The sequence below is a fragment of the Burkholderia seminalis DSM 23518 genome (assembly GCF_902832885.1).
GTDB lineage: Bacteria > Pseudomonadota > Gammaproteobacteria > Burkholderiales > Burkholderiaceae > Burkholderia > Burkholderia seminalis.
The window spans coordinates 159,144-174,828 of sequence record NZ_CADFDK010000001.1; the positions used below are offsets into that span (position 1 = coordinate 159,144).

Below are 15,685 nucleotides of genomic sequence, written 5' to 3' on the forward strand. Positions count from 1 at the left end.
AGGCGGCGATGGACACGGCTCGCGCGGCGAATTTCACGCGCCGCTGGCATACGACGACGTTTCGCTGGCTGTGCGCGTATGCGGCGATCTTCTCGGTGTCGCTGCTGCTGCTCGCGGGCGTCATCAACGCGGCGGCGACACACACGATGACGCACGACACCGACGAGGTGCTCGCGTGGCAGCTGATCTATTTCGATTCGATCCCCGATGCGGCGCTGCCGCTCGCGATCCACCGGCGGCTCGAGCACGAGCGCATGCATACGAGTTTCTACGGGCTGTTCGACGCGGCCGGGCATCGCGTGGCTGGCGACATCGCGACGCTGCCCGCGCTGCGCGCGGATCGCGACGGCCGCACGCTGAACCGCACGCTCGCGCCGCTCGACGGCCAGCCCGCGCCGATCACGCGCGCGATGGCCGTGCGCCGCGACAACGGGATGACACTGGTCGTCGCGCGCGACCTGTCGCATTTCATCCAGATTCGCGATGTCGCGATCCGCGGGCTCGTGATCGGCGGCGTGATGATCCTGATCGCGGGCATCGCGGGCGGCAGCATGCTCGGCATGCGGCAGATGCGCCGCGTCGCCGCGATCCGGCGCGTCACGCGGCAGATCGCCGAAGGCGATCTCGGCAAGCGGCTGCCGGTCGGCCGCTACGACGAACTCGACCTGCTCGCGCATCTCGTGAACCACATGCTCGACGAAGTCGAGCGGCTGATGGGCGAGGTGCGCCATACCTGCGACGGCATCGCGCACGACCTGCGCACGCCGCTCGCACGCGTGCATACGATGCTGGCGCGGCTGGCCGACCAGCCGTTCTGCGCGGACGATCCTGCGTCGGCGGCACTGCTGGCGTCCGCGCGCGACGAAACCGACCGGCTGCTCGAACGCTTTCGCGCGATGCTGCGCATCTCGGAGATCGGCACGCTGAGCCGGCGCGGCGGCTTTGCCGCGGTCGACGTCGCGGCGTTGCTGCGCGACGTGTGCGACCTCTACGAGCCGCTGGCCGAAGCCGTCGACGTGTCGTTCGAACTCGATGCCGCACGCGTCGACGGCATTCACGGCGACCGCGCATTGCTGTTCGAGGCGTTCAGCAATCTCGCGGACAATGCCATCAAGTTCACGCCGCCGGGCGGGCGCGTGCACGTCGTGCTCCACACGACGCCGAACGGCCCGCTCGTCCGGTTCGAGGACACCGGTCCGGGCATCCCGCCAGGCGAGCGCGACGCGGTGCTCGAACGCTTCTATCGCGGCGAGCGCACGCGCCACGTGAACGGGTCGGGGCTCGGCTTGAGCGTGGTGTCGGCCGTGATGCGCGTGCACGATTTCGCACTGCGGATCGGCGATGCGCAGCCGGCCGGCACGGCGATCACGGTCGAATGCTGGCCGCGCTCGCTCGCGTGACGGCGCCGGGGAGCGATCGATGCGCATCCTGCTGATTGCTCCGTCGACGCCGGAGGCCGCGCGGCTCGACAAGGCGTTTCGCGAGAGCATGCACGGCGTCGAGCGGGTCGACGGATGGCGCGACGGCTGCTTCGCGGCGACGCAGGACCGCTTCGACGCCATCGTGATCGTTGCACCCGATGCGGCGGCCGATCCGGCGATCCTCACGGGATTGCCGCACCTTGCCGTGTCGGCCGGCGGCGCGACGATCGCCGCGATCGTCACCGGCGCCACGCCCGTGCAGCGCGCGCGGATGCTGCAGGCCGGGTGCGACGTGTGTCTTGCCCATCCGTGTTCGTTCGTCGAGCTGCACGAACGGTTGCGCGCGCTGTGGCGCCGGACCGGCGCGATCGGGACGCGCGAGCCGGTCCGGCTCGACGCGGCGACGCGAGCGCTCGAGGAGCACGGCAGGCGGCTCGCGCTCAGTGCGCGGGAATTCCGTCTCGTCGAATGCCTGCTGCGCGAATCGGGCCGGCCGGTCGGGCGCGACGCCGTGCTGCGTTACGCATGGGGCGACGCCGATATCGAACCCGAAACGGTCAATGCGCTGGTCGTGCGGTTACGGCGCAAGCTGGCCGCCCACGCATTCTCCGCGCGAATCGAGACCGTCGCGCGATTCGGGTTCAGGTTCGACGCGGGCGGATGACGGCGCGGTAGCGCGTTGCGTGCGACGAGCGCAGGCGTGCCGCGCGTCGCGCGACACGTCCGTGTGCGTGCAGTCAGTGCGAATACAGTTCGCGGTTGAGTTGCGCGAGCTGCCCGTCGCGTTCGGCGTGGACGAGTTCGCGATAGACCTGCGCGCGCGTGAGCGGCGCGGCTGGCGAGGCCGCCCATGCCGGTCGCGACGGCAGCGGTGCGGGTGCGGCCGACGCGAACGTGTGCGGTGCGGTCGCCGCGGCGGGCGGCATCGCGCTGGCCCGGCCGGGCAACGTGACGCAGAGGGTGCAGAGGAGGGAGGTGAACATCAGGGTCTTCATGGCGTGGTCCTTTTCAAGTGAAGTAGCCGGTGACGTGATGGCGATGCCGGCAGGCACCACGTTATCGGGCGCGCCCGTGCGGGCGCCGGGCGGGCCGATGAAGAAACGTTCATGAATGCGTGCCGTGCCAGCCGCCGCCGAGCGCGCGCACGAGCCCGACGGATGCCTGCAGGCGTCGCGCGTCGGCATCGAGCGACGCGATCTGCGTATCGAGTTCGGTCGTCTGCGCCGTGACCACGTCGAGATAGCTGACCGCGCCGTCGCGATAGCGCGACATCGCGAGTGCGAGCGACTGCCGCGCCGCGACGAGCGCCGCGTCGTCCTGGTCGGATTCGTCGCCGAGGCGGTGCAGCAGCGCGAGATCGTCCTCGACTTCCCGGAATGCCTGCAGCACGACGGCGCGATAGCGCGCGCCCTGCTCGGCGAATTGCGCACGTGACTTGCGTACGCCCGCGGCGCGCAGGCCGCCGTCGAACAGCGTCGCCGCGAGACGCGGCCCGATCGACCAGATCTCGTTCGGCGCGGCGAGCCACGGCGAAAACGTATCGCTCTGGAAGCCGGCAGCGAGGCCGAGCGACAGGTCGGGGAAATAGGCGGCGCGGGCGACGCCGATCCGCGCGTTCGCCGCCGCGACGCGACGTTCGGCGGCGGCGATGTCCGGCCGGCGTTCGAGCAGCGTCGACGCGAGGCCGGTCGGAATCGCCGGCACGCCGGGCAGCGCCGCGACGGGCGGCAGCGTGAACGTCGACGCGGATGTGCCGACGAGCGCGGCGATCGCGTGTTCGTCGAGTGCGCGGCGGGCGGCGATGTCGGAGGCGCGTGCCCGGGCGAGCGCGAGTTGTGTCCGTGCGCGCGACACGTCGAGCCCCGACGCGAGGCCGCCGCGATGACGGCTGACCGTGAGTTGCCACGCGCGGCGATACGTGTCGATCGTTTGCGTGAGCGTGGCCGCTTCGCGGTCGAGGCCCGCGAGGTCGAAGTAGGTGGCGGCCACGCTGGCCTGCAGGCTGAGCCGGACCGACGCGAGATCGTCGTCGGCCGCCTGCGCGTCGTCGCGGCCGGCCGCGACCGTGTTGCGGACCTTGCCCCACAGATCGACGTCGTAGCCGATGCCGGCTTCGAGCGTGTTCGACTCGTAGACGTCGGGCTGGCCGCTGCCGCGCAGCGGCCGGCGCGCCGACTGCCGGTCGCGGTCGGGTTCGGCTTCGATACCCACGCTCGGCAGCAACGCCGCATGCGCTTCGTCGAACAGCGCGGTCGCCTCGTCGTGCCGCGCGACGGCGGCCGCGAGGTCGGGATTCGCGCGTGCGACGAGCGGTTCGAGCCGGTCGAGCGTCGCGTCGCCGTACACGCGCCACCAGCCGTCGCGCGGCAGGCGGTCGGCCGGCGCGGCATCGACCCACGGGCCCGTTTCGCGAAACGCGGCCGGCACCGGAACGGCCGGCACGCGGTAGGCCGGTGCGAGCGAACAGCCGGCGAGCAGCGCGATGCTGCCCAGCCATGCGGCAAGCAGTCGGTCAGCCATGTGCGTGCTCCGTCGTCGCGGTGCCGGCGATGCGTACGGGGTCGCCGTCCGCGAGCGAATCGGGCGGATTGTCGATCACGCGATCGCCGGCCGCGAGTCCCGAGGCGATCTCGACGCGCGTGCCGAGATCGGTCGCGATCGACACGTTGCGCAACCTCGCATGCCCGTTCGCGTCGAGCACCGCGATCTGCAACCCGTCGTGGCGGAAGATCAGCGTACTGGCCGGAATCGTCAGCGCATGCGCGGCGCCGGGCATCGCAAGCCGCACCTGCGCGTATTCGCCGGGAAAGAGCGTGCCCGCCGGATTGGCGATCGAAAACTGCGCGAGCAGCGTGCCGGACGCCGGGTCGATCGACTGCGCGGAATCCGCGAGCGTGGCGTCGAACGTCTGGCCCGGGCGCTCGGGTACGGTCAGCACGGCCTGCATGCCCGCGCGGATCGCGGCCGCGTCGTCCTGCGGCACGTGGACGTACAGCCGCAGTCGCCGCGCATCCGACACGGTGAAGAGCTCGGCGCCGTTGCCGCTGCCCGCGTCGATCAGCGCGCCGACGTCGGTCTTGCGGGCCGTCACGACGCCGTCGAACGGCGCGGTGAGCCGCTTGAACGATTCGAGCGCTTCGAGCCGCCGTACGTCGGCGGTGCGCGCGGCGACGGCCGCGCGTTTCGCATCGAGGTCGCTGCGTTTCTCGTCGGCCTCCTGCTGCGACACCGAATCCTGCGCAAGCATCTCGGCCCAGCGGGCGGCCGTGATCGCGGCGAGCCGCTCGTTCGCGCTCGCGCTTTGCAGGTCCGCGCGGGCCTGCTGCAACTGCTGGTCGAGATCGGGCGTGTCGATCGACGCAAGCAGCTGGCCCGCCTTCACGTGCGCGCCGATGTCCGCGTACCACGCATGCAGGTAGCCCGGCACGCGTGCGTAGATCGGGGCGTCGACATAGGCGTCGAGCCGGCCCGGCAGCACGAGTGCGTCGGCCGCGGCCGGCTGCGGCGCGACCGTGGCGACGGTCGGGATCGCTTGCTGCGCGGTCCACGCGGCGACCGCATGGGCATCGTGCACGCGGGCGAGGACGCCGGCGGCCGCGACCGCGAGCGCGGCGACGGCGCCTGCGATCGCGAGCGGCTTCAGGTAGCGCGGCGTGCCGGGGGGACGGACTTCGAATTCAGTGGACATGCTGTTCTCCCGGAGTGACGGAAAGGGATTCGGGGCGCGGCGCGCGATCGCGCCGGTGGACGAGGCTGAACACGACCGGCACGAACACCAGCGTCGCGACGGTCGCGCACAGCAGGCCGCCGATGACCGCGCGGCCGAGCGGGGCGTTCTGTTCGCCGCCGTCGCCGAGACCGAGCGCCATCGGCGCCATGCCGATGATCATCGCGAGCGCGGTCATCATCACGGGCCGAAAGCGCGTGAAGCCGGCCTCGAGCGCGGCGACGGCCGCGTCGGCGGTGTGCGCGAGCCGTTCGCGCGCGAAGGTGACGACGAGGATGCTGTTCGCGGTCGCGACCCCCATGCACAGGATCGCGCCCGTCAGCGCCGGCACCGACAGCGGCGTGCGCGTGACGAACAGCATCCAGACGATGCCGGCGAGCGCCGCGGGCAGCCCGCTCACGATCACGAACGCGTCGCGCCACGAATGGAAGTTCACGACGATCAGCAGGTAGATCAGCAGCACCGCGCCGGCGAGGCCGGCGAGCAGTCCGCCGAATGCGCCGTTCATCGTCTGCACCTGGCCGCGCACGGTCACGCGCGAGCCCTTCGGCAGGCCGGCGGCATTCGCGCGCAGCACGCGTTCGATGTCGGCGCTGACCGCGCCGAGATCGCGATCCTGCGTCGTCGCGAAGATGTCGTACAGCGGCGCGATGTCGTAGTGCGAGACGACCGCGTCGGTCTGACCGCGCACGATCGTCGCGAGGCCGCCGAGCAGTTGCGGGGCGCCCGTGCGGCCCGTGACGGGCAACGCGCGCAGGTCCGACAGCGACGTCATCCGGTACTGCGGCGTCTGCGCGACGATCGGATAGGACACGCCGTTGTGCGGATCGAGCCAGTAGGTCGGCGACACCTGGCTCGTGCCGGACAGGCTGGCGACCACCGCATTGGTGACGTCCTGCTCGGTGACGCCGAGCTGCGCGGCGCGCGCGCGGTCGACCGACACCGTGAACTGCGGATAGGTCGACGCCTGCTGCACGCGCGCATCGGCGACGCCCGGCACCGTGCGGATGCGGCGCAGCAGCTCGGTCGCGTACGCGCGGTTGGCTGCCCGGTCGGGGCCGGTCACCTGCACGTCGATCGGCGCGGGGGCGCCGAAGTTGAGGATCTGGCTCACGATGTCGGCGGGCAGGAACGAGAACGTCACGCCCGGAAACGCGCGCGGCAGCGCGGTGCGCAGTTGCTTCACGTAGCCGGCCGTCGGCGCGTGGTCGCCGGTGAGCGACACGAGGATGTCGCCGTCCTGCGGGCCGATCGTGCCGCTGTTGCTGTACGTGAGGTTGATCCCGCTGTTCGGCAGGCCCATGTTGTCGACGATGCTCGCGAGCGCGCGCGGCGGCACGACGCCGCGCACCGTGCGTTCGACGCGGTCGAACAGCGCGGCGGTTTCCTCGATGCGCGTGCCGATCGGTGCGCGCACGTGGATCGCGATCTCGCCCGAGTCGACCGACGGGAAGAAATTGCGGCCGAGCCCCGGCACCAGCACGAACGACACGGCGACCGCGGCGAGGAACAGTGCGACGAAGCGGCCGCGGTGGGCGAGGGCCAGCCCGAGCACGACGCGGTAGCCGGCGCGCAGCGCGGCGAAGCGGCGTTCGAAGCCCTGCTGGAACGCGACGAGCGGATTGCGTGCGCGCGGCGGCGCGAACGGCGCGCCGTGCGGCGCGAGCACGGCGGCCGGATGGGCGGCATGCGGCTTCAGCAGGTAACGGGCCATCATCGGCACGAACGTGCGGGACAGCACGAACGACGCGATCATCGCGAAGATCACGGCCTCGGCCATCGGCACGAACAGGAAGCGCGCGACGCCGTCGAGCAGCAGCATCGGCACGAACACGATGCAGATGCACAGCAGCGACACGAAGGCCGGCGCGACGATCTGCGACGCGCCGTCGAGGATCGCGCTGCGCACGTCCTTGCCCTGTTCCAGGTGCCAGTTGACGTTCTCGATCGTGACGGTCGCGTCGTCGACCAGAATACCGACGGCGAGCGCGAGCCCGCCGAGCGTCATCACGTTGAGCGTCTCGCCCGCGGCCGCCAGCGCGGCGATCGCCGCCAGCACCGCGAGCGGGATGGATGCGGCGATGATCAGCGTCGAGCGCCAGCTGCCGAGAAACAGCAGGATCATCGCGGAAGTGAGCGCCGCGGCGATCAGGCCTTCGCGCGCGACGCCGCTCACGGCGCCCTTGACGAACACCGACTGGTCGCCCATCACGACGAGCCGCAGCGACGGCGGCAGCGTCGCCTCGATGCGCGGCAACTGCGCCTTGACGCCCGCGATGATGTCGAGCGTCGACGCCGAGCCGCTTTTCAGCACGCTCATCAGCACCGCGCGGCGGCCGTCGACGCGCACGATGTTGCCCTGCGGCGGAAAGCCGTCGCGGACATGCGCGACGTCGCGCATGAAGATCACCGCGCCGTTAACCGTCCGGATCGGCAGCGCGTTGAGCTGGTCGATGGTCAGCGGACTGTCGTTGAGGCGGATGTTGTATTCGAAGCCGCCGATCTTCTGCGTGCCGGCCGGGATGATCTGGTTCTGCTGCGCGAGCGCGGTCGCGACATCCTGCGCGGACAGCCCCTTGGCCTGCAGCGCCTGCGGGTCGAGGTCGATCTGCACCTGGCGCACCTTGCCGCCGTACGGCGACGGAATCGCGACACCCGCGACGGACAGCAACTGCGGCCGGATCACGTTGGTCGCGTAGTCGCCGAGCTGCTGTTCGTTCAGCGTGTCGCTCGTCAGCGCGAGCTGCAGCACCGGTACCGTCGACGCGTTGTAGTTGAGGATCTGCGGCGGCGTGGTGCCGGGCGGCATCTGCTTGAGCACGGTTTGCGAGATCGACGTGACCTGCGCGGTCGCGGTGCGGATGTCGACGCTCGGCTGGAAGAAGATCTTGACGATCCCGAAGCTGCGGAACGATTGCGACTCGATGTGCGCGACGTCGTTGACCGTCGTGCCGAGCGTGCGCTCGTAATACGTGACGATGCGCCCGGACATGTCGGCCGGCTGCAGGCCCGCGTAGTTCCATACGACGCTGATGACCGGGATCCGGATGTCGGGAAATATGTCGGTCGGCGTGCGCAGCGCGGCGAGCGGCCCCGCGATCAGGATCAGCAGCGCGAGGACGATGAACGTGTAGGGGCGCGCGAGCGCGAGTCGGACGAGTTTCAGCATCGGCGAGGTCTCCGCCGGCGCGGGGCGCCGGCCTGTCAGCAAAGTGCCGAAGCGTGGCGGGCGCCCGATCCGGCTCGCGCAGTGTGCGAGGCGGCGCTTAACGCCGGGCGCGAGGCAGGATGAAAGATGTTTTAGGAAAGGGCACGGCGGGGGCGGGCGGGCGCCGATTGTTACAAGACGTTAGCGCGGGCTTTCCGTTGCGATGTGACGCATCAGTTCTTACAAACTTGAAATATGCGGAGGCGGGGCTTGCCGTTATAGTCCAGTCACACATGACACAACCAGAAGAGGAATCCATGAAGACCTTGCGTGTTGCCTCGCTCTTGACCGGTATGACGGCCTTGCTCGTGTCGGGCGCAGCAATGGCGGGAGTCAATGTCGGGATCAACGTCGGCGTGCCGGCGCCGGTCTACGTCGCGCCCGCGCCCGTGTATGCGCCGCCGCCCCCGCCGCCGGTCGTCTACCAGCCTGCGCCGGTGTATGCGCCGGCGCCCGTGTACGCGCCGGGACCGGCGATCGTGATCGGCTGGCACGGCGACCGCTACTGGGACGGCCGCCGCTACTGGGGCCGCGACGACTGGTATCGCCACCATGGCGGGCGTCCCGGCTGGGACCGCGGTCACGGTCACTGGGACAACGGTCGCCACAACGGCTGGCGCTGATATGGCGCGGTGCGCGCGCGTGACGCGTGCGCGCCGTCTGCCCGTCAACAAGACCGGAAACCGCCCGCGTGGCGGTTTTCTTTTGGCCCGGCCGATTGAATGGGTAGAATCGTCCCACGTTACTACCCTCATTCGACCGACAGGGCCTCTATGACGAAGGGTTCGCCCCGGGCCGCCGCCGTGCGGGCCGGTTTCGGCGCGCTGCGTGCCGTACGGGCTGCCGGCCGCGCGGCCGCGGCGTTTGCGCTATGCGCCGCGCTGGCCACGCCGGCCGCGCACGCGGCCTATGCGATCGCGCAGTACGGCGAGCCGAAGTATCCGCCGGGTTTCAAGCATTTCGACTACGTCAACCCCGATGCGCCGAAGGGCGGCACGCTCGTGCTCGCGAACCCGAACCGGCTGACGTCGTTCGACAAGTTCAATCCGTTCACGATGCGCGGCAATCCGGCGCCGGGCATCGACATGCTGTTCGAGAGCCTTGCGACCGGCAGCTCGGACGAACCGGCATCCGCCTACGGGCTGCTGGCCGACGACATCGACGTCGCGCCCGATCGTCGTTCGGTCACGTTCCACCTGAATCCGCGCGCGCGTTTCTCGAACGGCGATCGCGTCACGGCCGACGACGTCAAGTTTTCGTTCGATACGCTGAAGAGCAAGCAGGCCGCGCCGCAGTTCGGCGCGTATTTCGCGGAAATCGCGAAGGCCGTGGTGGTCGATCCGGCCACCGTGCGCTTCGAGTTCCGCAGCGCGAACCGCGAGCTGCCGCTGATCGCCGGCGGCGTGCCGGTGTTCTCGCGCAAGTGGGGCGTGCGCGCGGACGGCTCGCGCATCCCGTTCGACCAGCTCGCGTTCGAGCAGCCGATCGGCAGCGGCCCGTATCTGATCGAGCGCTACGACAACGGCCGCACGATCACCTATCGGCGCAACCCCGCGTACTGGGGCGCCGACCTGCCGGTGCGGATCGGCACCAACAACTTCGAGCGGATCGTCTACAAGCTGTACGGCGACGGCGTCGCGCGGCTCGAGGCGTTCAAGGCCGGCGAATACGACGTGCTCGTCGAGTACATCGCGCGCAACTGGACGCGGCGCGACGTCGGCAAGCGTTTCGACAGCGGCGAGCTCGTCAAGCGCGAATTCCGCCAGCACAACGGCGCCGGCATGCAGGGTTTCTTCATGAACCTGCGCCGTCCGCTGTTTCGCGACGCGCGCGTGCGCCAGGCGCTCGACCTCGCGTTCGACTTCGAATGGCTGAACCGCCAGCTGTTCTACAGCGCGTACACGCGCCTCGACAGCTATTTCGCCGACACCGACCTGCAGGCGACCGGCATGCCGGGCGAGGGCGAGCTGAAGCTGCTCGAGCCGCTGCGCGCGCAGCTCGATCCGGCCGTGTTCGGCCCGATGGTCACGCAGCCGGACACGAATCCGCCGGGTTCGCTGCGCGCGAACCTGCTGAAGGCGCGCGCATTGCTCGCGCAGGCCGGCTGGACCTATCGCGACGGCGCGCTGCGCAACGCGAAGGGCGAGCCGTTCGCGTTCGAGATCCTCGACGATGCGGGGGGCGCGATGGAAGGCGTCGTGACCGCGTACCAGCGCAACCTCGCGAAGCTCGGCATCGCCGTACGTTTTCGCACGGCCGATTTCGCGCTGCTGCAGAAGCGTCTCGACGCGTTCGACTACGACATGACGACGATCCGCCTGCCGGGCGTGCAGGTGCCGGGCGCCGAGCAATATTCGCGTTACGCGAGCAAGTTCGCCGACGAGCCGGGCTCCGACAACCTCATCGGGCTGAAGTCGCCGGCCGTCGACGCATTGCTGCACGCGCTCGGTACCGCGCAGACGCGCGAGGATCTGCTCGACGCGACGCACGCGCTCGACCGCGTGCTGATGCACGGCTACTACGCGGTACCGCAGTGGTACAGCACGACGCACCGGATCGCCTACAAGCGCTCGCTCGCCTATCCGCAGACGCTGCCGCTGTACTATTCGGCCGAAGGCTGGGTCGTGTCGACATGGTGGGCGAAGCCCGATCACTGACCCGCACCCGCCTTTCGTCCAATCGCCCAACCGATCACGAGTCGACGCCCTATGTGGAGCTACATCCTCAAACGCCTGCTGCTGATGATCCCGACGCTCGTCGGCGTGCTGACGCTGACGTTCGCGGTGATCCAGTTCGTGCCGGGCGGCCCCGTCGAGCAGGCCGTGCAGGAATTGCGCAAGGGCGCGACGGAGCAGGGCGCGGTGCCGTTCGGCATGCGCGCGCACACCGGCGTCGACGCGCAGCAGCTCGCGCAGCTCAAGGCGCTGTACGGGTTCGACAAGCCGCCGCTCGAACGCTACTGGCTGATGCTCAAGCGCTTCGCGCGCTTCGATCTCGGCGACAGTTACTTTCGCCACCAGAGCGTGTGGTCGCTGGTCGTGCAGAAGCTGCCCGTGTCGATCAGCATCGGGCTGTGGACCTTCTTCCTCACGTACCTGATCTCGGTGCCGCTCGGCATCGCGAAGGCCGTGCGCAACGGTTCGCCGTTCGACGTCGCGACCAGCCTCGTCGTGCTCGTCGGTTATGCGATCCCGGGTTTCGTGCTCGGCGTGCTGCTGCTCGTGCTGTTCGGCGGCGGCTCGTTCTGGCAGCTCTTTCCGCTGCGCGGCCTCACGTCGGACAATTTCGCGCAGCTGTCGCTCGTCGGCAAGGTGCTCGACTACCTGTGGCACATCGCGCTGCCGATCACGGCGTCGGTCGTCGGCAGCTTCGCGGTCGTCACGATGCTCACGAAGAACGCGTTCCTCGACCAGATCCGCCGGCAATACGTGCTGACCGCGCGCGCGAAGGGGCTCTCCGAGCGCAGCGTGCTGTGGAAGCACGTGTTCCGCAACGCGATGCTGCCGCTGATCGTCGGCTTCCCGGCTGCGTTCATCGGCGCGTTCTTCACCGGCAGCCTGCTGATCGAGACGCTGTTCTCGCTCGACGGCCTCGGGCTGCTGTCGTACGAGTCGGTCGTGCGGCGCGACTATCCGGTCGTGCTCGGCACGCTGTACCTGTTCACGCTGATCGGGCTCGCGACCAAGCTGCTCTCCGATCTCTGCTATGTGTGGGTCGATCCGCGCATTCAATTCGACAACCTGGAACGCTGACATGAAACGATCCATTCGCATGCCCGGCGTGATCGGGCGAGGGGCGCGATGAACCGGGCCGTCGCGTCATCCCGCATCGACGCCGCGCGCGCGCGCGTGTCGCCGTCGCCCGCGCGCCGCGTGTGGCAGCGCTTCAGGCAGCAGCGTCTCGGCTACTGGAGCTTCGTGATCTTCGTCGTCGCGTTCGCCGCGAGCCTCGCGGCGCCTCTGTGGTCGAACGACAAGCCGCTCGTCGTGCGCTACGACGGCCAGACCTATTTCCCGATGTTCCATGCGTATCCGGAAACGACCTTCGGCGGCGATTTCCCGACGCCGGCCGACTACCTCGATCCGTACGTGCGCAAGCGGCTCGAGGCGCCCGGCAACTTCGTCGTCTATCCGCCGAATCGCTATTACTACGACACGCTGAACTACTTCTCGAACGTGCCGAACCCGGCGCCGCCGTCGCGCGAGAACTGGCTCGGCACCGACGCGCAGGGGCGCGACCTGCTCGCGCGGCTCGTCTACGGGTTTCGCATCTCGGTCGAGTTCGGGCTGATCCTGACCGTGATCGGCACGCTGCTCGGGATCGCCGCGGGCGCCGTGCAGGGCTTCTTCGGCGGGCGCATCGACATCGTCGGGCAGCGGCTGATCGAGATCTGGAGCTCGCTGCCCGAGCTGTACCTGCTGATCATCTTCGCGTCGATCTTCGAGCCGAGCTTCCTGCTGCTGATCGTGCTGCTGTCGCTGTTCGGCTGGATCGGGCTCGCCGACTACGTGCGCGCGGAGTTCCTGCGCAACCGCACGCAGGACTACGTGCGCGCGGCCCGCGCGATGGGGCTCACGAACTGGCAGATCATCTGGCGCCACGTGCTGCCGAACAGCCTCACGCCGGTGATCACGTTCCTGCCGTTCCGGATGAGCGGCTCGATCCTCGCGCTCACGAGCCTCGATTTCCTCGGGCTGGGCGTGCCGCCGCCGACGCCGAGCCTCGGCGAATTGCTCGCGCAGGGCAAGGGCAACCTCGACGCGTGGTGGATCTCGCTGTCGACGTTCGGCGTGCTGGTCGCGACGCTGCTGCTGCTGACCTTCATGGGCGATGCGCTGCGCAATGCGCTCGACACGCGGATCGCCGATTCGGTGCGCGCGGCGGGAGGGCAGCGATGAGCGAGCCGACCGTATCGACGCAGCACGAGCCGCTGCTGTCGCTCGAGCATCTGCGCGTGCGCTTCGGCGACACGGTCGCGGTGGACGACGTGACGCTGGCGATCGGCCGCGGCGAGCGCGTCGCGCTCGTCGGCGAGTCGGGTTCCGGCAAGAGCGTGACCGCGCTGTCGATCCTGCGGTTGCTGCGCGACGCGGAGGTCAGCGGCGCGATCCGCTTCGCGGGGCAGGACCTTTCGACCAGGAGCGAGCGCGAGATGCGCGGGCTGCGCGGCTCGGACATCGCGATGATCTTCCAGGAGCCGATGACGGCGCTCAACCCGCTGTATACGATCGGCGTGCAGATCGGCGAGACGATCGTGCTGCACGACGGCGTCTCGGCCGTCGAGGCGCGCAAGCGCGCGATCGCGCTGCTCGCGCGCACGGGCATCGCGGAGCCGGACCGGCGCGTCGACAGCTATCCGCACCAGTTGTCGGGCGGCCAGCGGCAGCGCGCGATGATCGCGATGGCGCTCGCGTGCCGGCCGCGGCTGCTGCTCGCCGACGAGCCGACCACCGCGCTCGACGTGACGATCCGCGCGCAGATCGTCGACCTGTTGCTGGAGCTGCAGCGCGAGGAAGCGGAAAAGCGCGGGATGGCGATCCTGCTGATCACGCACGACCTGAATCTGGTGCGGCATTTCGCCGAGCGCGTCGCGGTGATGGAGCATGGCCGGCTCGTCGAGAGCGGGCCGGTCGAGCGGATCTTCGCGCAACCCGAGCATCCGTATACGCAGCGGCTGCTGAACAGCCGGCCGCAGCGCACGGTCATGCCGGTGATGCCGATCGCGCCCGTCGTGCTCGACGCGCGGCACGTGAGCGTGCAGTTCGCGCGCAAGCGGCCGGGCTTCGCGGGCTGGTTCGGCACGGTGCCGGTGACGGCCGTCGCCGACGTGTCGGTGTCGGTGCGGCAGGGCGAGACGCTCGGCATCGTCGGGGAATCCGGGTCGGGGAAGTCGACGCTCGCGATGGCGCTGCTCGGGCTGCAGAAGACGGCCGGCGGCGAGATCGAATTCCAGGGGCGCGCGCTGTCGAGCTATCGCGGCCGCGAGCAGACCGCGCTGCGCTCGAACATGCAGGTGGTCTTTCAGGATCCGTTCAGTTCGCTTTCGCCGCGTCACACGATCGAGCGGATCGTCGGCGAGGGGCTCGAACTGCATCGCCCGGACATGACGCCCGACGCGCGCCGCGCGAAGTCGCTCGCGGTGCTGCGCGAGGTGGGCCTCGACCGCACGGTGCTGCAGCGTTATCCGCACGAATTCTCGGGCGGCCAGCGCCAGCGGATCGCGATCGCGCGGGCGCTGGTGCTGGAGCCGCGGATCCTGATCCTCGACGAGCCGACGTCGGCGCTCGACGTGTCGATCCAGCGGCAGGTGCTGAAGCTGCTCGCGAATTTGCAACAGAAATACAACCTCGGCTATGTGTTCATCAGCCACGACCTGGAAGTGATCGGCGCGATGGCGCACCGCGTCGCGGTGATGCAGGGCGGCGCCGTCGTCGAGTCGGGGGACGTGTCCGACATCTTCGAGAGACCGTCACATCCTTACACACAAAAGCTGTTGAAAGCGGTCTGGAAAGCGTGATAGGCGTCCAATGGTCTGATCATCTCGATTGTATTTATTAATTTGTTTTGACAAACGATTACGCGCTGGCTAGTATCGACCGAAATTTTCCGCCAATCAGCTGATTTTTAAGCACATTCCATCGACCAATGCAGCATCGATCCCTGACCCAGGCATGCGCGCGCACCATCGCCGGGCTATTCATCGGCGCCCTGTTCGCAGCAGCTCCCGGCGCGTTCGCCGACGAAGTCAGCAGTTTTAACCAGAATGTCACCAATTCGACTCAGATCGGGTCGGGTTCCTCCCTCCAGCAGGCCAGCGCGCAGCCGTCGAGCGGCGGCGCGAAGTCGTTCCTCGCCGGCATGGCCGGCAAGGCGGGCGACGTGGTCGTCGGCGCGCTGAACATGATCGGCGTGCGTTATCGCTGGGGCGGCAACTCGCCGGATTCGGGCCTCGACTGCAGCGGCTTCGTCCGCTACGTGTTCCAGGACACGCTCGGCATGTCGCTGCCGCGTCGCGCGGAAGAGATGAGCCGCGTCGGCGAGAAGGTGAGCATGAGCAACCTGAAGCCGGGCGATCTGGTGTTCTTCAACACGATGCGCCGTACGTTCTCGCACGTCGGCATCTACATCGGCGACAACAAGTTCGTGCACTCGCCGTCGACGGGCAGCACCGTTCGCGTCGACGATCTCGACAGCGGCTACTGGGAAAAGCGGTTCACCGGCGCGCGCCGCATCGAATCGGAATTCCCGGCGATGAAGCCGGAAGACCTGCGGCGCGTGCGCGCGACGATCGGCGACGATTCGGCGAACGGCAACAACTGACGTTCGCCG

12 protein-coding genes are annotated in these 15,685 nt (G+C 69.2%); 8 read left to right on the top strand and 4 right to left on the bottom strand.

All coding sequences use genetic code 11. The features are described from left to right. Positions 1–8 precede the first annotated feature (8 nt). Entirely contained in the window at positions 9–1,400 is a 1,392-nt protein-coding gene (locus HWX00_RS00715; protein ID WP_175027436.1) for a sensor histidine kinase, read from the top strand. A gap of 19 nt (positions 1,401–1,419) precedes the next feature. After that, the gene (locus HWX00_RS00720) at positions 1,420–2,085 is read left to right on the top strand and encodes a response regulator transcription factor (RefSeq protein WP_049033683.1); all 666 of its coding nucleotides are present in this window, start codon (positions 1,420–1,422) and stop codon (positions 2,083–2,085) included. Positions 2,086–2,158: 73 nt separating this feature from the next. Here the strand turns inward: HWX00_RS00720 and HWX00_RS00725 are convergent, their stop codons facing one another. From HWX00_RS00725 to HWX00_RS00740, 4 genes are all read right to left on the bottom strand, one after another. Further along, a complete protein-coding gene (locus tag HWX00_RS00725; RefSeq protein WP_175027437.1) occupies positions 2,159–2,416 on the bottom strand; it encodes a DUF4148 domain-containing protein in 258 nt (85 codons plus the stop codon). 109 nt (positions 2,417–2,525) lie between these two features. Continuing rightward, on the bottom strand, positions 2,526–3,941 hold the full coding sequence (locus tag HWX00_RS00730) for an efflux transporter outer membrane subunit (protein WP_175027438.1): 1,416 nt from the start codon (positions 3,939–3,941) through the stop codon (positions 2,526–2,528). Then, positions 3,934–5,109, bottom strand: a complete 1,176-nt coding sequence (locus HWX00_RS00735) for an efflux RND transporter periplasmic adaptor subunit (protein ID WP_069245668.1) — start codon at positions 5,107–5,109, stop codon at positions 3,934–3,936. The genes HWX00_RS00730 and HWX00_RS00735 overlap by 8 nt, the downstream gene beginning before the upstream one ends. After that, the gene (locus tag HWX00_RS00740) at positions 5,099–8,317 is read right to left on the bottom strand and encodes an efflux RND transporter permease subunit (protein WP_034188990.1); all 3,219 of its coding nucleotides are present in this window, start codon (positions 8,315–8,317) and stop codon (positions 5,099–5,101) included. The genes HWX00_RS00735 and HWX00_RS00740 overlap by 11 nt, the downstream gene beginning before the upstream one ends. Positions 8,318–8,613: 296 nt before the next feature. On the opposite strand from HWX00_RS00740, the gene HWX00_RS00745 reads away from it, so the two are divergent. From HWX00_RS00745 to HWX00_RS00770, 6 genes are all read left to right on the top strand, one after another. Continuing rightward, positions 8,614–8,979, top strand: coding sequence for a hypothetical protein (locus HWX00_RS00745; protein WP_034188887.1), 366 nt, complete (start codon positions 8,614–8,616; stop codon positions 8,977–8,979). Between the two features lie 150 nt (positions 8,980–9,129). Next, positions 9,130–11,013, top strand: coding sequence for an extracellular solute-binding protein (locus tag HWX00_RS00750; protein ID WP_059561965.1), 1,884 nt, complete (start codon positions 9,130–9,132; stop codon positions 11,011–11,013). 51 nt (positions 11,014–11,064) lie between these two features. Further along, positions 11,065–12,108 carry a microcin C ABC transporter permease YejB gene (locus HWX00_RS00755; protein ID WP_034188885.1) on the top strand — a complete coding sequence of 348 codons (1,044 nt, stop codon included), beginning with the start codon at positions 11,065–11,067 and terminating at the stop codon, positions 12,106–12,108. 48 nt (positions 12,109–12,156) lie between these two features. After that, entirely contained in the window at positions 12,157–13,254 is a 1,098-nt protein-coding gene (locus HWX00_RS00760; RefSeq protein ID WP_034188884.1) for an ABC transporter permease, read from the top strand. Beyond that, complete coding sequence (locus HWX00_RS00765) at positions 13,251–14,873, top strand: ABC transporter ATP-binding protein (RefSeq protein ID WP_175027439.1); 1,623 nt, start codon at positions 13,251–13,253, stop codon at positions 14,871–14,873. Before HWX00_RS00760 ends, HWX00_RS00765 begins: the two co-directional genes overlap by 4 nt. A 128-nt stretch (positions 14,874–15,001) precedes the next feature. Next, a complete protein-coding gene (locus tag HWX00_RS00770) occupies positions 15,002–15,676 on the top strand; it encodes a C40 family peptidase (RefSeq protein ID WP_175027440.1) in 675 nt (224 codons plus the stop codon). The last annotated feature ends 9 nt before the right edge of the window (positions 15,677–15,685 follow it).